This window comes from Bacillus sp. GW823-FHT06A10 (genome assembly GCF_058795375.1).
Genome location: NZ_JBXAHT010000001.1, coordinates 2012240 through 2026369, shown reverse-complemented (window position 1 = coordinate 2026369; position 14130 = coordinate 2012240). Strand labels below are relative to the sequence as shown.

Below are 14130 nucleotides of genomic sequence, written 5' to 3'. Positions count from 1 at the left end.
GTGATTTAGATGTTGCATATTCTTTTTAAATTAGAAAGATGAAAAGTAAGTTTTTTCGGAAAATTTAAACGGAAACTATTGACTTTATGATTGGGTTTTTAATACAATGATACTTCGACTGAAAAATTAGAACGGACAGGAGGGAATCGTCGAAATGAGCAACATATTTGAAGATGAGTTACAAAAAATGAAGGATACTTTACATACGATGGATGAGCAATTGGATAAGCTTGAAAAAACCCCGGTTTATTATGGAGAAGATTTTAAAGAGCAAATTCTTGAAAGTATGAGGGAGTCTAATAGACAAAACTTACGTATTGGTGTGCAAGAGCCGTACTTTGGAAGGTTAGATTTTCAGGAAGATGGAAAAGAAGAAGTTATGCCGATTTATATCGGAAAAGTAGGGGTTTCGGATATGGACACGATGAAGCCAATCATTATTGATTGGCGGGCGCCTGTCGCAAGTATGTTTTATTCATTTACCGGTGGAGAAGAATTAGCATTTTATCAATCACCAGATGGGTTAGTAGAAGGTGATGTGTATTTAAAACGAAACATTTCTATTCGAAAAAGAGAACTTGAACGTGTTGTTGATACATATGTAAAAGGAAATGAAGATGTATCGCATGCCGATGATTTTCTTCTATATCGATTAGGTGAGAATAAAGATAATAAGCTAAAGGATATTGTTTCAACGATTCAATCGGAACAAAATGATATTATTCGAGCGGAAAGAAATTTACCATTACTTATTCAAGGGGTTGCAGGGAGCGGAAAGACAACAATCGCTTTACATCGCCTTGCTTTTTTGATTTATGAATATCGTGAGCAGCTAGAAGCTGAGAGAATGATCGTATTTGCGCCGAATAGTCTGTTTTTAGACTATATTTCGAGTGTACTTCCTGAATTAGGTGTAGGGAATATTAGTCAAACAACGTTTCCAGATTGGGCATTACGTACGTTAGAGGGTTCAGTGAAACTAAAGCAGACAGAAGAAAAATTGAAAGAAGCCTTTTCAATTAATCGCGATGAAAGAAAGATTATGATCGGTAAATTAAAAGGTACGCTAGAATTTAAGGCGTTTATAGAAGAAAGAATGACTCAATTTGAAAATGATTTAGTGCCAACAAAAGATTTTGAGGCATGGGATAAAGCTGTTATTCCAGTGGAAGACGTTAAAAAATGGATGCAAGTTGAATATAAACATTATCCTTTAAAGAAAAGAAGAGAACGATTAGTAGGACGAATGAAGCGCTGGATTGAAATTGAACTTAAAAAATTCGGGGAAACAAACGAGAAAAAATTACTTAAAAAAGAAGCGACTAAGAGACTGAACGCATATATGAAGTTTTGGCCGAAAATGAGTGCTCTATCACTGTATAGTTCAATAGTAAAAAGTAAAGAAATACTTGAGGTATTACCTGAAGAACTTGTTCAAGAAACAGAAAAGAGTTGTCGTAAAAAAGAAGTGTATGTAGAAGATTTACCAGCTTTAATATACATACATCATCGTATAACAGGGATTGAAATCGGGCAGAAGTTTCATCACGTTGTTATTGATGAAGCGCAAGATTTTTCGCCTTTCCAAGTTTATGTATTAAAAGAAATTACATTAGGTAATTCTTTCACTATATTAGGTGATTTATCGCAAGCGATATATGATTATCAAGGAATTGAAGATTGGAGTGCTTTTAAGGAAGTATTCCAAGAAACCGGTTATTATGAATTAACAAGAAGTTATCGTTCTACAAAAGAAATTATTGAATTTGCAAATGAAATAATTAAAAATGCAGAAATCCCAGTAGGACTCGCAACACCAGTCTTCCGCAGTGGAGAAGATGTGAAAGTAATTTGTACAGAAAATCAATTTACTGAAATTGTGAAGACGGTAAAACATTTGCAAAATGAAGATGTGAAAACAATTGCGGTAATCGGAAGAACAGAAGATGAATGCCGTGATATATATGTGAAATTAACAAATGCAGGATTAACGGTAAACGTAATTGAAGCAAACCAAAGTAAATATGAAGGTGGTATATCAGTAGTACCTGTCTATTTAGCGAAAGGTTTAGAATTTGATGCGGTGCTTTTAATTGATGTGGATGAGGAACATTACAAAAATACAAAACATGATGCAAAGTTACTATATGTTGGATGTACGAGATCACTTCATGACTTATGGATTTTCCATAGTGGGGAAGCGTCACCTTTAATTAAAGGATTAAAATAAAGTAAAACTATAATCAGTGGGGAGTTTTACTGCAAGCTAATGTGGGATAAATATAAAAAGAGGATTTTCTAGTACAGTATGAAGATCCTCTTTTTTATATTAAAATGGTAGACGAATTAATGACTTGAGCTGTTGTTTAAATGATATACGATGCTTTTTTCTAATTCCTTAGTTTGTTCTTTTTCCCATGTACGAACAGCATCTACTGGAGTTTGTGTATGTTTTAACCAATCTAGAATAAGGTGTAGTTGTTCTTGTATTTGACCAATGTTTTGCTCCTTTATGTTCTTATTCTGAATTCTATTAGTTAATTGAAGCATATAGGGAAGTTTTTCTATACATTCGCTTAAATCTCCGCAATAACCTGAAGGGAATTCATGTGTACCAAATTCTAAAGTATTGATGTAATTAGAAACTAGGTATATCATGGCTTTTTGTTCGGTATCACCACCTAATTCAATCGCTTTTCGAAGGGATTTTTCTAAATCGTCTTCTTTATTGCTAGAGTCCATATAAATTCCTATCCATCTAAAAGGTCTTGAATCAATCGGGTTGTTTTCTGTCCATCTATATAGAATGTCAATTAGAAAACAATTTAGTGAGAAAGTTAAGCCCTCATCTTTTTCGTTTAATGCATCTAAAATAGTAAACAGCGAAATGGCAAACTCTTCTTGATCTTTTGATTCCCATGTTTTTGCATTGGAAATAAATGTCTCTAAATGTTTATAAGCTAATTTTCGAAGTCCCGCTTCGCGATGCTGACAGTAACAAATAAAATCATGCCAATGCTCATTTGTATTCATATGTATAATAGTTTGTAATGTAGTGAGAGGTTTATCCATTATAAGTCCCCAATCTATTAAGAACGTGTTGAAAATTTAGTGTTATTATATCATTACATAAATTAAAAAGGGAGAGTTACTATGATTACAAAAGTAATTACGAAAAGTAATTGGGAAATCGCAAAAATAATTGGAAAAATTAATGAAGATTCCCTTATAGAAGAGGGATTTATTCATTGTTCATTAGTAGATCAAGCTTTAAGAGTTGCAGAAAAATATTTCAAGCATGAAGAAGGTGTTTTATTACTTACAATTGATCCAGCCCTATTAAAAGCAGAAGTAAAATATGAACTTGCTTCAAACGGTCAAGAATATCCGCATGTTTACGGAGTAATTAATGTTGAGGCGATTGTAGAGGTTGTTCCATTTTCTAAAGAAAAAGGGGAATTTATATTACTTAAATCAGTTCGACTTTAGTAATAGGCGATGGAGTTCGCTATAATTGCTATATATAGCTAATGAATCCTATTGATAAACGAGATTTTTTGTTTATCAGTAGGATTTTTAATTTTATTCGAACAGACTTAAAAAGAGCACATTTGAATAGTGCTCTTTAAGAGAAAAGTGAATTAGGGTTTTTACTTCTAGATAATGTATGAGTGATTCATCATAATGTGACGATGAATCACAAAAGAGCAGTTAGAGTGGGAAGAATTTAAGATGGATTTTATTGGTCACGGGATCCAATCGATTGGTAATGAAGCAGTTCTAACAGGACTCATTATAGACTTTGAAGATGAAACGTAAAAAAAATATTATGTTTATCTGAATATTGAGGTAATACAAAATTTTTATTTATCTAATTTTTAGAAAACATAGACTATAACATTAATAAATGGTATAATTTCCTTGTTATTGGAATTAAAATGAAAATATTAGAAGAAAAAGGATTGGGCTGGTTTTAATGGGGGATTCTGATCACAAAGAAACAAAGGCAATATTAAAGTTATGGTTTATTTATATACCACTTGCATTTGGAGAGTTTGTCTTTTCGAATATCATAGGTTATTTAAAAAAATAAAGATTTTGCATTTGAAAAACAATTAACCTAATTTAATTGTTTTTTTATTTTACTTTAATAAACTAAATAAAAATAGAGATTTTGAACAAGATGAAGTTTATGAAGGAAATAACGTTGATTAGGTGCTGAAAACAGTGTGAAATCAACAGTGCCTAAAGAATAAAACAGGAATCATTCAACCATGGTAATTTTCCGTTTTATTAGCTTCCTATAGTGATATGTTATGGTCACATCATATGTGTACGATACTTGTAACTTAATATAGCATTACTGGAATTTCAAAATTAGTAGTTAAGGTTGCTACCTTTTAGAGTGTTATAGATATATATAACTTAGCTAAAAAAGCACAAATCATATAATTTGCGCTTTTCATTATCTGTTTTTGGTAAAAAAAGCACAGTTTTTGTCACACTAATACTGTACGATACATAGTATAAAACACATACTGTATGACATATAGTAATGGAAATGAGGTGAGTGAATGGATACTTTATTAAACTCGTTAATTACTGAGTTAAGAAGAGGGACATTAACGTTAGCTGTTTTAAGTCAATTAAGAACGCCGCAGTACGGATATTCACTTGTCCAGTTATTGGAGCAATCAGGGGTTACAATTGATCAAAGTACTTTATATCCACTACTTCGCCGATTAGAAAAGCAGGAATTAGTGACGAGTAGTTGGGATAAAACGGAGAGTAGACCTCGTAAGTATTATGTTTTAAGTGATTATGGATTAGAAATATTTTTGCAGTTGAAAAAAGAATGGATAAAAGATTCGAAAGAACTTTATAACTTATTAAAGGAGGAGGAAGGGAATGAATTTAATTGATCTCTATATCCAAGAGGTTGCGAAGAGATTACCTGAAAAAAATCGTGAAGATATTACACTTGAACTAAGGTCAACTATAGATGATATGTTACCTGAAGATTATAATGAAGAAGATGTAAAGAGCGTTCTCGAAAAATTGGGGAGTCCGGTTTCATTGGCTAATGGTTATTTGGATAGACCGATGCATTTAATTGGACCACGTTATTTTGATGTATATACAACGTTGTTAAAAATGATTATACCAATCGCAGCTGTCATTGCACTCATATCAATGGTTGCAGAAAATTTTATAGGCTATAGTGGTGATCAAGCGGTATTAAATGTTATTTTACAATTGATAGGTAAAGGCATTGGGGAAATTTTTGAAGTGGGCCTCCATGTATTTTTCTGGTTGACACTTGTGTTTGTTATTTTAGAAAGAACAGATAAAGACAAAGGTATCGAGCCGTTGACGACAAGTTTAAAAAAATGGACACCAGATGATTTGAAAAACATCTCGTATATCCCAAAGAAAAAAGCAATCTCGAAGTTTGAAGTTTTTGCAGGTTTAATGTGGACAGCAGTTTGGGCTACACTTTACTTTTATGCGAATCATCTTGTTGGCGTATATAACGGTACGGCAAATGGACTGAAGTTTGTTTCGCCAACTTTTAATCAAGATGTTTTATTGCAGTACTGGCCAATCGTTGTAATTATGATTGTTTTTGAAATATGTATATCCCTTTATAAATTGGTGCAGGGACAATGGACTCAAAGATTGGCGATTGGGAATGCTATTCTTCAAGTAGCTGGGACGATAGTATTCATTGTAATTGTAGTAAATCCACATTTATTTAACGCAGGATTTATTACGTATTTGGCAAATGCATTTACTATTTCCCCAGAGGAGTTTAAAACGTGGCTCATTGGGGCAGGAATTTTCTTTTATATGTTATCTGCTGCAATAAATATATTTGATGGTTTCCGAAAAGCTAGTATTCGTATGTAGATAAAAATCGGAAATTTCGATAAAATAAAACTATTAAAAAGATAGTGAAATAAGATGAACATGATGAAAGGAAGAAAATAATGATAAGGGAAGCAACGAAAAGAGATTTAGCATACATTTTAGATATTTATAACGATGCGATACTTTATACAACAGCTGTATATGCGTATAAACCTGTAACCCTTGAAAATAGAATAGATTGGTATGAACAAAAAAAGGCTGAAGGGTATCCCATTTTCGTATATGAATTAGATAATAAAGTAGTAGGGTTTGCGACATTCGGCCCATTTAGAGCGTGGCCTGCTTATAAATATTCAGTTGAACATTCTGTGTATGTAGATAAGGCATATAGAAAAAATGGCATTGGGTCTTCATTAATGAAAGAATTAATCAAAATTGCGAAGGAAAGAGAGTATATGACCTTAATTGCTGGAATTGATGCAGAGAATGAAAAAAGTATTGTCTTGCATCAAAACTATGGATTTGTTCATGCAGGGACAATAAAAAAAGCTGGTTATAAGTTTAATAAATGGCTAGATTTAGCTTTTTATCAGCTGGAACTTAACGGTCCTGAAAATCCTATAGAAGAATAAATATTTTTCGGTAGCAAGAAAAAATTCATGCTACCTTTTTCTTATTTAAATAGCTGATATGAGCTGCCGAAAAGTTTTTTTATATTCGATATTGAATTTATTGGTATAATAGGAATGTTTAACGAATTTCCGCTTCTTTATGTGATGAGGGGAAAAGATTTACCGAATCGCCGTGAAAATAAAGAGGTAGATGAAGCTTTTGCAGTAGTTTTAAAGTACATATACAAAGAATATAGTGAAAACATGCTAGGAGTGAGCGGTTGAAAAGAAACTTAAAGACTTCAACAATCATTATTTTAATTTTAACGATTATTGCTCTTGAAGTTGGAATCGCACTATATGATCACGATTTGTCATTAGATACAATTTACTTTACAGCAATCCTTATTTGTATTGTATTGCTTTTTGGCACACGTGTTTCTGGAGAGAAAGAAAGTACATCGAAACGAGGAAGAAGAAAAACAGTTCTTATATTTTGGCCATCTATTTTATTGTCTATTGTTTGTTTTGCGGTTATAAGTTACATAAGGGTAGGATATGTCTCTGTACCAGGGATAATTGGCTTTTCATGCTTTGTTACATATGGTGGATTCGTATGTATTAGTATTTTAAAGAGAAAAAATAAAATGTAGATTACTAAGCTGAAAGGAAGCAATATAAATGAAACATATAAAGAACGGTACACGCACTGAAGGAGAATATATTAAAAATAAAGTTATTCAATATAATATGTCCATCTTAACAGATGAGGCAAGACAGACGATGGAAGAAGTACGCCTCGTAGTAAAAAATGAAGAAGGAAAAATTTTTGGTGGCGTAACAGGTACGATGTATTTTTATCACCTTCATATCGACTTTTTATGGGTTGATGAATCAGTTCGTCATGACGGTTATGGCAGCCAACTTTTACATGAAATTGAAGGTATTGCGAAGGAAAAAGGGTGTAGATTAATATTGCTAGATTCATTTAGTTTTCAAGCACCAGAATTTTATAAAAAGCACGGTTACAGGGAGTATGGTATTGTTGAAGATCACCCGAAAGGTCATAGTCAGCACTTTTTTGAAAAGAGATTATAATAATATTATGTATACTGTTTGATGGGAGAAAGAATATGTACACGTATAAATTGCAACAAGAACAACCAATCTGTGCAGAAAAAATAAAAAAACTTTATGATTCTGTCAGTTGGTGGCCAGAAAGAAAAGAAGTCGATATTGAAAAAATGTTAAAGAATAGCATAGCCATTGGAGTATGGGAAGAAAATGAATTAGTTGGATTTGCTAGAGTCGTTTCTGATGGTGTTTTTCGAGCATACATTGAAGATGTTGTCGTACATGAGAGTGTAAGAAATAATGGTATTGGAGAGAAGATGCTAACAATATTACTTCGAGAAATATCTCATATTGATATTGTTAGTCTATTTTGCGGAGAGAAGCTAATAAAGTTTTATGGTGAGCAACAATTTCAAACAACGAAGCAAATTGTGATGCATCGTAATCAAACAGGGAAAGAATAAGAGGTGCCAATTAAAATGAATGCAACAAGAGCGTACTGTTTATCGAAAAGAAAAGCGACAGAAGATTCTCCAGATGGCTGGAGTGCAACATGTATGAGGCTTAATAATAAAATATTTGCGATAGTAAATCATGAAGAAGGTGAAAAAGCTGCGATTACATTGAAGTGTGACCCAGAAGTCGCATTAAGAATAAGAGAAGATTATCCAGAAACAATTATTCCAGGCTATCATATGAATAAAAAACATTGGAATACTATTTATATTCATAAGGGTATAGAACAGGAGCAAATAAATAAAATGATTGATTGGTCGTATGATTTAGTACTACAATCATTTTCAAAGAAAAAGCAGCAGGAGTTAATGAATTAATATGTATTAGGAGTGTGTGTAATGAAAGATTCGATTAAAGATACGTATGATAAATTAGCGAGTACATATAAAGAAAATCTAGATTTCGCAAATCCATATAACAGTTATTATGAAAGACCGGCGATGATGGAGCTTATTTCAAAGGAACTAGAAGGAAAAAAGATACTAGATGCTGGATGTGCAGCTGGATGGTATACTTCTCAATTCATAGGAAGAGGAGCAAATGTTACAGCAATTGACGTAAGTCCTGAAATGGTAAAAGCAGCAAAAGAAAATATAGGAGAAGAAGCGACGTTCCTTTGTCATGATCTGCAAGAAACATTGCCATTTGAAGATAATATGTATGATGTGATTGTAAGTTCATTAACTCTTCATTATATAGAAAATTGGAATCAAGTATTTCAAGAATTTCGTCGTGTATTGAAGCCAGGTGGAGAACTTATTTATTCTATTCATCATCCTTTTATGGATTTCACAAAGTTTCCATGTGAAAATTATTTTGAAAAACAGTTATTAATAGATACTTGGGTTAAACCGAATATTACTATTGAAGTCAAGTTTTTTAGAAGATCATTACAAGACATACTAAATGAAACTACAAATTATTTTGTATTAGAAGAGATAGTGGAACCGAAGGCAATTGAAAAAATGAAAGAAGTAAGCGAAAAATCATATCATTATTTAAATATGAATCCACATTTTCTTATCATAAAAGCAATCAATAAATAGCTAGTAAAATAACTTTGTTTTACTAGCTATTTACAGTTTTACATTACATATTAGGAGACTTTAAAATGAATACGAAACGAAATAGAGTAGTATATGCACTATTTACTATAGTTGTTATTATTTTAGGTCTTAGCTCAAGAAAGTTTGCTTTTGCACTACCACATCTATTAAATGATTATTTAGGTGATGCATTATGGGCATTAATGATTTTCACTGGCTTTGGATTTTTGTTTCCTAAAACAGAGACGAAGAAGTTGGCTTTTATTAGTTTAATGTTTTGCTACGGGATTGAAGCGAGCCAATTGTATCATGCGGAATGGATAGATAGCATTCGTGCAACGACTTTGGGGGGACTCGTGTTGGGATACGGTTTTTTGTGGAGTGATGTAGTGGCTTATACAATTGGTGTTGGAGTGGGAATACTTTGTGAGTTTATGTTACGGAGGAAATAATCGATTTTAAAAAGGAGCCCTTTATGAAAAAAATAATATTAATTGGTTCTGGTGGTTCAGGAAAATCTACATTAGCAAGGCAGTTAGGGAATAAATTAAATATTAAGGTGCATCATCTTGATGCATTATTTTGGAAACCGAATTGGGAAGGTGTTCCGAGAGAAGAACAAATAACAGTTCAAAATAACTTAATTAAAGATGAGAAATGGATTATTGATGGGAATTATGGCGGGACGATGGGGATAAGACTGAATGCAGCTGATACAATTATCTTCCTTGATATTCATAGAACAATTTGTGTTTATAGGGCTTTTAAAAGAATTGTAAAATACCGAAATAAAACAAGACCAGATATGGGCGCGGGATGTGAAGAAAGATTTGATTTGCAATTTTTTAAATGGATATGGGAATATCCTAATGCTAAACGACCTACAATTTTAAAAGGGTTAGAGCAATTGCCCGAAGAGAAAAAGGTTATTGTTTTAAAATCTCCAAATGAGGTTCGGAAATTTTTAGAGCACATATAATAATAGAATGTAACAAAACAATTCTTTGTAGATCTTACCGATTAGTTTAATAAAACTAATCGTTTTTTATTATGAAAAATTTAACGCTTTTTGAAAATTGTATTTTGTAATGAGTATATGACTATAAGTTCATATAAAATGAACGTTTGGAGGAATAGAAAATGACTAACGATTTAATTCAACTAATCGATTCATTAATGGTCAATATTCCAGCTGGAGAGGTAGTATTAAGAGATGATCGAATAAAAAAAGAATGGCTAGTACAAATTCAACCATTTCTTCTTGCAAAGTATGCTGTAACAACGGAACTATATGATGCTATTACAAATAGTACATTAAATAATTTTGTTAAAAATCATAAACCAGTTGTCAATATTTCATGGAACGATGCCATTACGTTTTGTAATGTACTTTCAAAAAAAGCGGGATTAAAAGAATATTATTCTATTAGTGATGGTGGTCAAATTGTTAGATGTAAGTTAGATTCAAATGGCTACCGATTGCCATCTGAGGCAGAGTGGCAATATGCATGTAAAGCAGGTACAACCGGATATACATACGGGAAACTTCATGATATAGCATGGTATAATGAAAATTCAAATGGACATATTCATGACGTTGGCCAAAAGGAACCGAATGCATGGGGACTCTATGATATGTTAGGGAACGTTTGGGAATGGTGCTATGATTTGTATGATGAAAAAGTGTATGGATCATACCGCATTTTTCGTGGAGGTAGTTGGGCGGAGGTAGCGAGAGGTTGCGGCGCTACTTGTCGTCGCCGAAGCCATCCTACATTTCATATAGAAGATCTCGGTTTTAGACTTGCTAGGTCAATTTAGCAGGAACATGATACGAAGGGGATCTATACTCTTGCCAACATAGGAATGATTTAACGTAAGGAGTGTTTATAATGGCGCGTGTTTTATTTATTAACGCTGGATCAGAAGGACATATAAATCCAACTTTGCCAGTTGTAGAAGAGTTGATTTCTCGCGGTGAAGAGGTCGTTTATTTTTCAATAGAAGCTTTTAGGGAACGAATTGAGAAGACAGGTGCTACTGTACGAACGATTGACGATCAAAAATTTATAAAAGCGTTTCTATCTGGAGGCAGAAATTATTTACAGGAAAGAATAAACGGTCTTCTACATACAGCAGATGTTGTTATACCTAGTGTTCTAGAACAAATTGAAGGTGAACATTTTGATTACATAATTCATGATTCTATGTTTGGCTGTGGGCACTTAATTGCTCAAATTCTTAAATTGCCATCCATAAATTCATGTACATCTTTTGCGCAGGATGAAAAATCTTTTGAGCAAATGTTAGGTCATCTGTCAAAAAATATCCCAGTAGAAATTCATGATAAAATACAGAATGATTTTCAAAACATAACGAAGGGAATTGCTGAAAAATATGGTGTTGAAATAAAATCATCGTATGAAGTTTTCTGTAATCCTGCACCCCTTACTATTGTGTATACAATTAAGGAGTTCCAGCCTTTTGGTGATACGTTTGATGAAACATATAAATTTGTAGGACCATCTATCTCTGCACAAATGAAAAACAGAGACGTTGATTTTACTTCAATTGAAGAAAAAAGTCCGATTTATATTTCATTAGGTACTGTTTTTAATGAAGCGATTGACTTTTATAAACTGTGTATGAAGGCCTTTGAGAATAGTGAGCATACAATTGTTATGTCTATTGGTAGTAAAACAAAAATAAGGGATCTAGGCGAAATTCCTAAAAACTTCATTGTGAAAAACTATGTACCCCAAACTGAGCTGCTTACATATACGAAACTATTTATTACACACGGCGGGATGAACAGTGCGCATGAAGGACTGTATAACGGGGTTCCGCTCGTTGTAATACCGCAAAGTGCAGATCAGCCAGTAGTCGCAAAGCAAGTGGAGAGTCTTGGAGCAGGAATAAAATTACAAATGCAAGGATTAACTGCGGATCAACTAAGTGAAAGTGTAGAAATGGTATTAAATAATCCGTCATTTAAAGAAGTTGCTTTGAATTTGAAGAAATCTTTCCAAAAATCAGGTGGATATAAGGAAGCTGTTGATGAAATTTTTATATTTGTAGGTCAGTGAAAAAATGAAATTATACATTAGAAAAGCATCTAAATAGGATGCTTTTTATTTAACTTTATAATTCTTATTTTTAATATCTAGTATGGTTAAAACTAAGGCACTGAGAGATATAAGTATAAGAATAAAAGTTAACCAGTTAAATGTATTGTCAATTATGAAGTAAAGATGATAGATAAATATATTCAAATTTTATTTTAAAATGTTAGGACTTAGTTTTACATGTTAGTAATAATTTCACTGTTTCTGCACAACTTCTGCACATACTTAGGTAATTTCTATGTCATGATATATTCATAAAGTGAAATGTTTCACAAGAAAAATATAATTTCACTGCGGTGTATGCATAATTAACACATACATCGGTACAAGTTTGTCTCTTGTTATTCTTTTACATCAAAGCCCACATTCCACTACAAAGTATAACAAGAAGGAGACATGAACATGAATAATCGATTTTTAAAACAACTACAAAATATGAAAATGAACAAAAAAAGTTTAGGAGCTGTAGCATTAACAGCTGGAATTATTAGTACGACACTTATTCCTCAAAATGCTTATGCGCACGGTTTTGTTGAAAAGCCCGGTAGCCGATCCGCTTTATGTAGTTCAACTTATGGTGCGCTAAATGTAAACTGTGGAAGTGTTATGTATGAACCACAAAGTTTAGAAGCTCCAAAAGGTTTCCCACAAGGTGGTCCAGTAGATGGACAAATTGCTTCAGCAGGCGGAAAATTTGGTGGTATTTTAGATCAACAAACAGCAAATCGTTGGTTTAAAAATACAATCACTGGTGGGGAAAATACATTTACTTGGAAGTATACTGCGCCTCACTTAACGAGTAAGTGGCATTACTATATTACTAAAAAAGGATGGAATCCAAATAAAGCGCTAACAAGAGCAGATTTCGAACCAATTGGAACTGTACAACATGATGGTTCTGCAGCTTCAAATAATTTAACTCATAAAATCAATGTACCTACTGATCGTAGTGGATATCATGTGATTTTAGCAGTATGGGATGTAGCTGATACAGCAAATGCATTCTATAATGTAATTGATGTTAATCTTATTAATGATGTGAAACCAGACATAGAAGCGCCAAGTATTCCAAATGGACTTCAGACGCAAAAAGTAACAGCAAATAGTGTAGAATTAACATGGAACGCTTCTACGGATAATGTAGGGGTAAAAGGATATCAAATCTTCCGTAACGGAGAGATGATTGATACAGTACCAGGGACTCATTTTATTGATAAGAAGTTACAACCAAGTACAGAATACTCTTATACTGTAAAAGCAATTGACGCAGCTGGCAATGTATCGAAAGAAAGTACAGCGCTTACAGTAAAAACGACAGTTGAGACTCCTGATACAGAAGCACCAACACAACCAAAAGGATTACATAGTATGGGAACGACAGCGTCAAGTGTGGATTTAATGTGGAGTCCATCTGACGATAATATTGGTGTAGACCATTATGATATTTATAGAGAAACAGAAGGGTCAATGAAAAAGATTGCAACATCCAATACAACTTCTTATATGGATAAAAATCTGCTCGCTAATACTACTTATAAATATGTAGTGAAAGCTGTTGATGTAGCTGGAAATGAATCCGTACAGAGTGATATATTCACAATTACTACAAAAACTGAAAGCGCTTCACATGAAGCGTGGGATGCAAAAAAAGCATATAAAAAGGGAGATAGAGTTCTACACGAAGGAAAAGTATATGAAGCAGTCCAGAGTTATCAAGGAAATGGTGATCCGAACTGGATTTATGCATTATCATTATGGAAAACAGTGTAAGCTTTACCTAGATATGAACTAAGAGATGATGGGCTTTGATTTCAAAAGAGAATCTTGAGAATTCACTTTTCTATTAATAATAAAGGGTAGTGTATGAATACATAAGATTCATACACT

The 14130-nt window shown here is 32.9% G+C and carries 16 protein-coding genes, 1 pseudogene and 1 riboswitch; of the genes and pseudogenes, 16 read left to right on the top strand and 1 reads right to left on the bottom strand.

The features are described from left to right. Positions 1-154: 154 nt before the first annotated feature. Complete coding sequence (locus AC1Q8M_RS10285; RefSeq protein WP_098361040.1) at positions 155-2230, top strand: HelD family protein; 2076 nt, start codon at positions 155-157, stop codon at positions 2228-2230. 116 nt (positions 2231-2346) lie between these two features. On the opposite strand, the gene AC1Q8M_RS10280 is transcribed toward AC1Q8M_RS10285, so the two are convergent. Then, positions 2347-3072: a hypothetical protein gene (locus AC1Q8M_RS10280; protein WP_098361041.1), complete on the bottom strand. Its 726-nt coding sequence runs from the start codon at positions 3070-3072 to the stop codon at positions 2347-2349. A gap of 81 nt (positions 3073-3153) precedes the next feature. Between AC1Q8M_RS10280 and AC1Q8M_RS10275 the strand changes: the two genes are divergently transcribed. From AC1Q8M_RS10275 to AC1Q8M_RS10205, 15 genes and pseudogenes are all read left to right on the top strand, one after another. Next, entirely contained in the window at positions 3154-3489 is a 336-nt protein-coding gene (locus tag AC1Q8M_RS10275; protein WP_098361042.1) for a DUF952 domain-containing protein, read from the top strand. Next, positions 3486-3547, top strand: a riboswitch (Fluoride riboswitch). (Overlaps the previous gene by 4 nt.) Before the next feature lie 1027 nt (positions 3548-4574). Next, positions 4575-4922 (top strand): PadR family transcriptional regulator, encoded by a 348-nt coding sequence (locus tag AC1Q8M_RS10270; protein ID WP_000380302.1) that lies wholly within the window; start codon positions 4575-4577, stop codon positions 4920-4922. Beyond that, entirely contained in the window at positions 4909-5910 is a 1002-nt protein-coding gene (locus AC1Q8M_RS10265) for an HAAS signaling domain-containing protein (RefSeq protein WP_098855346.1), read from the top strand. Before AC1Q8M_RS10270 ends, AC1Q8M_RS10265 begins: the two co-directional genes overlap by 14 nt. Positions 5911-5990: 80 nt before the next feature. Further along, on the top strand, positions 5991-6503 hold the full coding sequence (locus AC1Q8M_RS10260; RefSeq protein WP_098855347.1) for a GNAT family N-acetyltransferase: 513 nt from the start codon (positions 5991-5993) through the stop codon (positions 6501-6503). A gap of 99 nt (positions 6504-6602) precedes the next feature. Next, positions 6603-6767, top strand: a pseudogene (locus tag AC1Q8M_RS10255) (serine hydrolase); the annotation flags it as partial. Then, complete coding sequence (locus tag AC1Q8M_RS10250; RefSeq protein WP_000827991.1) at positions 6764-7135, top strand: hypothetical protein; 372 nt, start codon at positions 6764-6766, stop codon at positions 7133-7135. The pseudogene AC1Q8M_RS10255 and the gene AC1Q8M_RS10250, both read left to right, overlap by 4 nt. A gap of 28 nt (positions 7136-7163) precedes the next feature. After that, complete coding sequence (locus tag AC1Q8M_RS10245) at positions 7164-7580, top strand: GNAT family N-acetyltransferase (RefSeq protein WP_000680536.1); 417 nt, start codon at positions 7164-7166, stop codon at positions 7578-7580. Between the two features lie 35 nt (positions 7581-7615). Next, positions 7616-8020 carry a GNAT family N-acetyltransferase gene (locus tag AC1Q8M_RS10240; protein ID WP_000288978.1) on the top strand — a complete coding sequence of 135 codons (405 nt, stop codon included), beginning with the start codon at positions 7616-7618 and terminating at the stop codon, positions 8018-8020. 15 nt (positions 8021-8035) lie between these two features. Next, complete coding sequence (locus tag AC1Q8M_RS10235; protein WP_000994619.1) at positions 8036-8389, top strand: MmcQ/YjbR family DNA-binding protein; 354 nt, start codon at positions 8036-8038, stop codon at positions 8387-8389. A gap of 21 nt (positions 8390-8410) precedes the next feature. Further along, a complete protein-coding gene (locus tag AC1Q8M_RS10230; RefSeq protein ID WP_000655265.1) occupies positions 8411-9118 on the top strand; it encodes a class I SAM-dependent methyltransferase in 708 nt (235 codons plus the stop codon). Between the two features lie 65 nt (positions 9119-9183). Next, positions 9184-9570: a ribosomal maturation YjgA family protein gene (locus AC1Q8M_RS10225; RefSeq protein ID WP_001093460.1), complete on the top strand. Its 387-nt coding sequence runs from the start codon at positions 9184-9186 to the stop codon at positions 9568-9570. Between the two features lie 23 nt (positions 9571-9593). Next, complete coding sequence (locus AC1Q8M_RS10220; protein ID WP_000720562.1) at positions 9594-10097, top strand: DNA topology modulation protein; 504 nt, start codon at positions 9594-9596, stop codon at positions 10095-10097. A 161-nt stretch (positions 10098-10258) separates the two neighbouring features. After that, positions 10259-10939, top strand: a complete 681-nt coding sequence (locus tag AC1Q8M_RS10215) for a formylglycine-generating enzyme family protein (protein ID WP_078384587.1) — start codon at positions 10259-10261, stop codon at positions 10937-10939. A 71-nt stretch (positions 10940-11010) separates the two neighbouring features. Further along, positions 11011-12204: a macrolide family glycosyltransferase gene (locus tag AC1Q8M_RS10210; protein ID WP_098855348.1), complete on the top strand. Its 1194-nt coding sequence runs from the start codon at positions 11011-11013 to the stop codon at positions 12202-12204. Between the two features lie 441 nt (positions 12205-12645). Next, positions 12646-14013 (top strand): lytic polysaccharide monooxygenase, encoded by a 1368-nt coding sequence (locus AC1Q8M_RS10205; RefSeq protein WP_001065161.1) that lies wholly within the window; start codon positions 12646-12648, stop codon positions 14011-14013. Positions 14014-14130: the final 117 nt, after the last annotated feature.

Excerpts from the sequence above, each read along its gene's own strand:
- AC1Q8M_RS10285 (WP_098361040.1), top strand. The coding sequence starts at position 155 with ATGAGCAACATATTTGAAGATGAGTTACAAAAAATGAAGGATACTTTA.
- AC1Q8M_RS10280 (WP_098361041.1), bottom strand. The coding sequence starts at position 3,072 with ATGGATAAACCTCTCACTACATTACAAACTATTATACATATGAATACA.
- AC1Q8M_RS10275 (WP_098361042.1), top strand. The coding sequence starts at position 3,154 with ATGATTACAAAAGTAATTACGAAAAGTAATTGGGAAATCGCAAAAATA.
- AC1Q8M_RS10270 (WP_000380302.1), top strand. The coding sequence starts at position 4,575 with ATGGATACTTTATTAAACTCGTTAATTACTGAGTTAAGAAGAGGGACA.
- AC1Q8M_RS10265 (WP_098855346.1), top strand. The coding sequence starts at position 4,909 with ATGAATTTAATTGATCTCTATATCCAAGAGGTTGCGAAGAGATTACCT.
- AC1Q8M_RS10260 (WP_098855347.1), top strand. The coding sequence starts at position 5,991 with ATGATAAGGGAAGCAACGAAAAGAGATTTAGCATACATTTTAGATATT.
- AC1Q8M_RS10245 (WP_000680536.1), top strand. The coding sequence starts at position 7,164 with ATGAAACATATAAAGAACGGTACACGCACTGAAGGAGAATATATTAAA.
- AC1Q8M_RS10240 (WP_000288978.1), top strand. The coding sequence starts at position 7,616 with ATGTACACGTATAAATTGCAACAAGAACAACCAATCTGTGCAGAAAAA.
- AC1Q8M_RS10235 (WP_000994619.1), top strand. The coding sequence starts at position 8,036 with ATGAATGCAACAAGAGCGTACTGTTTATCGAAAAGAAAAGCGACAGAA.
- AC1Q8M_RS10230 (WP_000655265.1), top strand. The coding sequence starts at position 8,411 with ATGAAAGATTCGATTAAAGATACGTATGATAAATTAGCGAGTACATAT.
- AC1Q8M_RS10225 (WP_001093460.1), top strand. The coding sequence starts at position 9,184 with ATGAATACGAAACGAAATAGAGTAGTATATGCACTATTTACTATAGTT.
- AC1Q8M_RS10220 (WP_000720562.1), top strand. The coding sequence starts at position 9,594 with ATGAAAAAAATAATATTAATTGGTTCTGGTGGTTCAGGAAAATCTACA.
- AC1Q8M_RS10215 (WP_078384587.1), top strand. The coding sequence starts at position 10,259 with ATGACTAACGATTTAATTCAACTAATCGATTCATTAATGGTCAATATT.
- AC1Q8M_RS10210 (WP_098855348.1), top strand. The coding sequence starts at position 11,011 with ATGGCGCGTGTTTTATTTATTAACGCTGGATCAGAAGGACATATAAAT.
- AC1Q8M_RS10205 (WP_001065161.1), top strand. The coding sequence starts at position 12,646 with ATGAATAATCGATTTTTAAAACAACTACAAAATATGAAAATGAACAAA.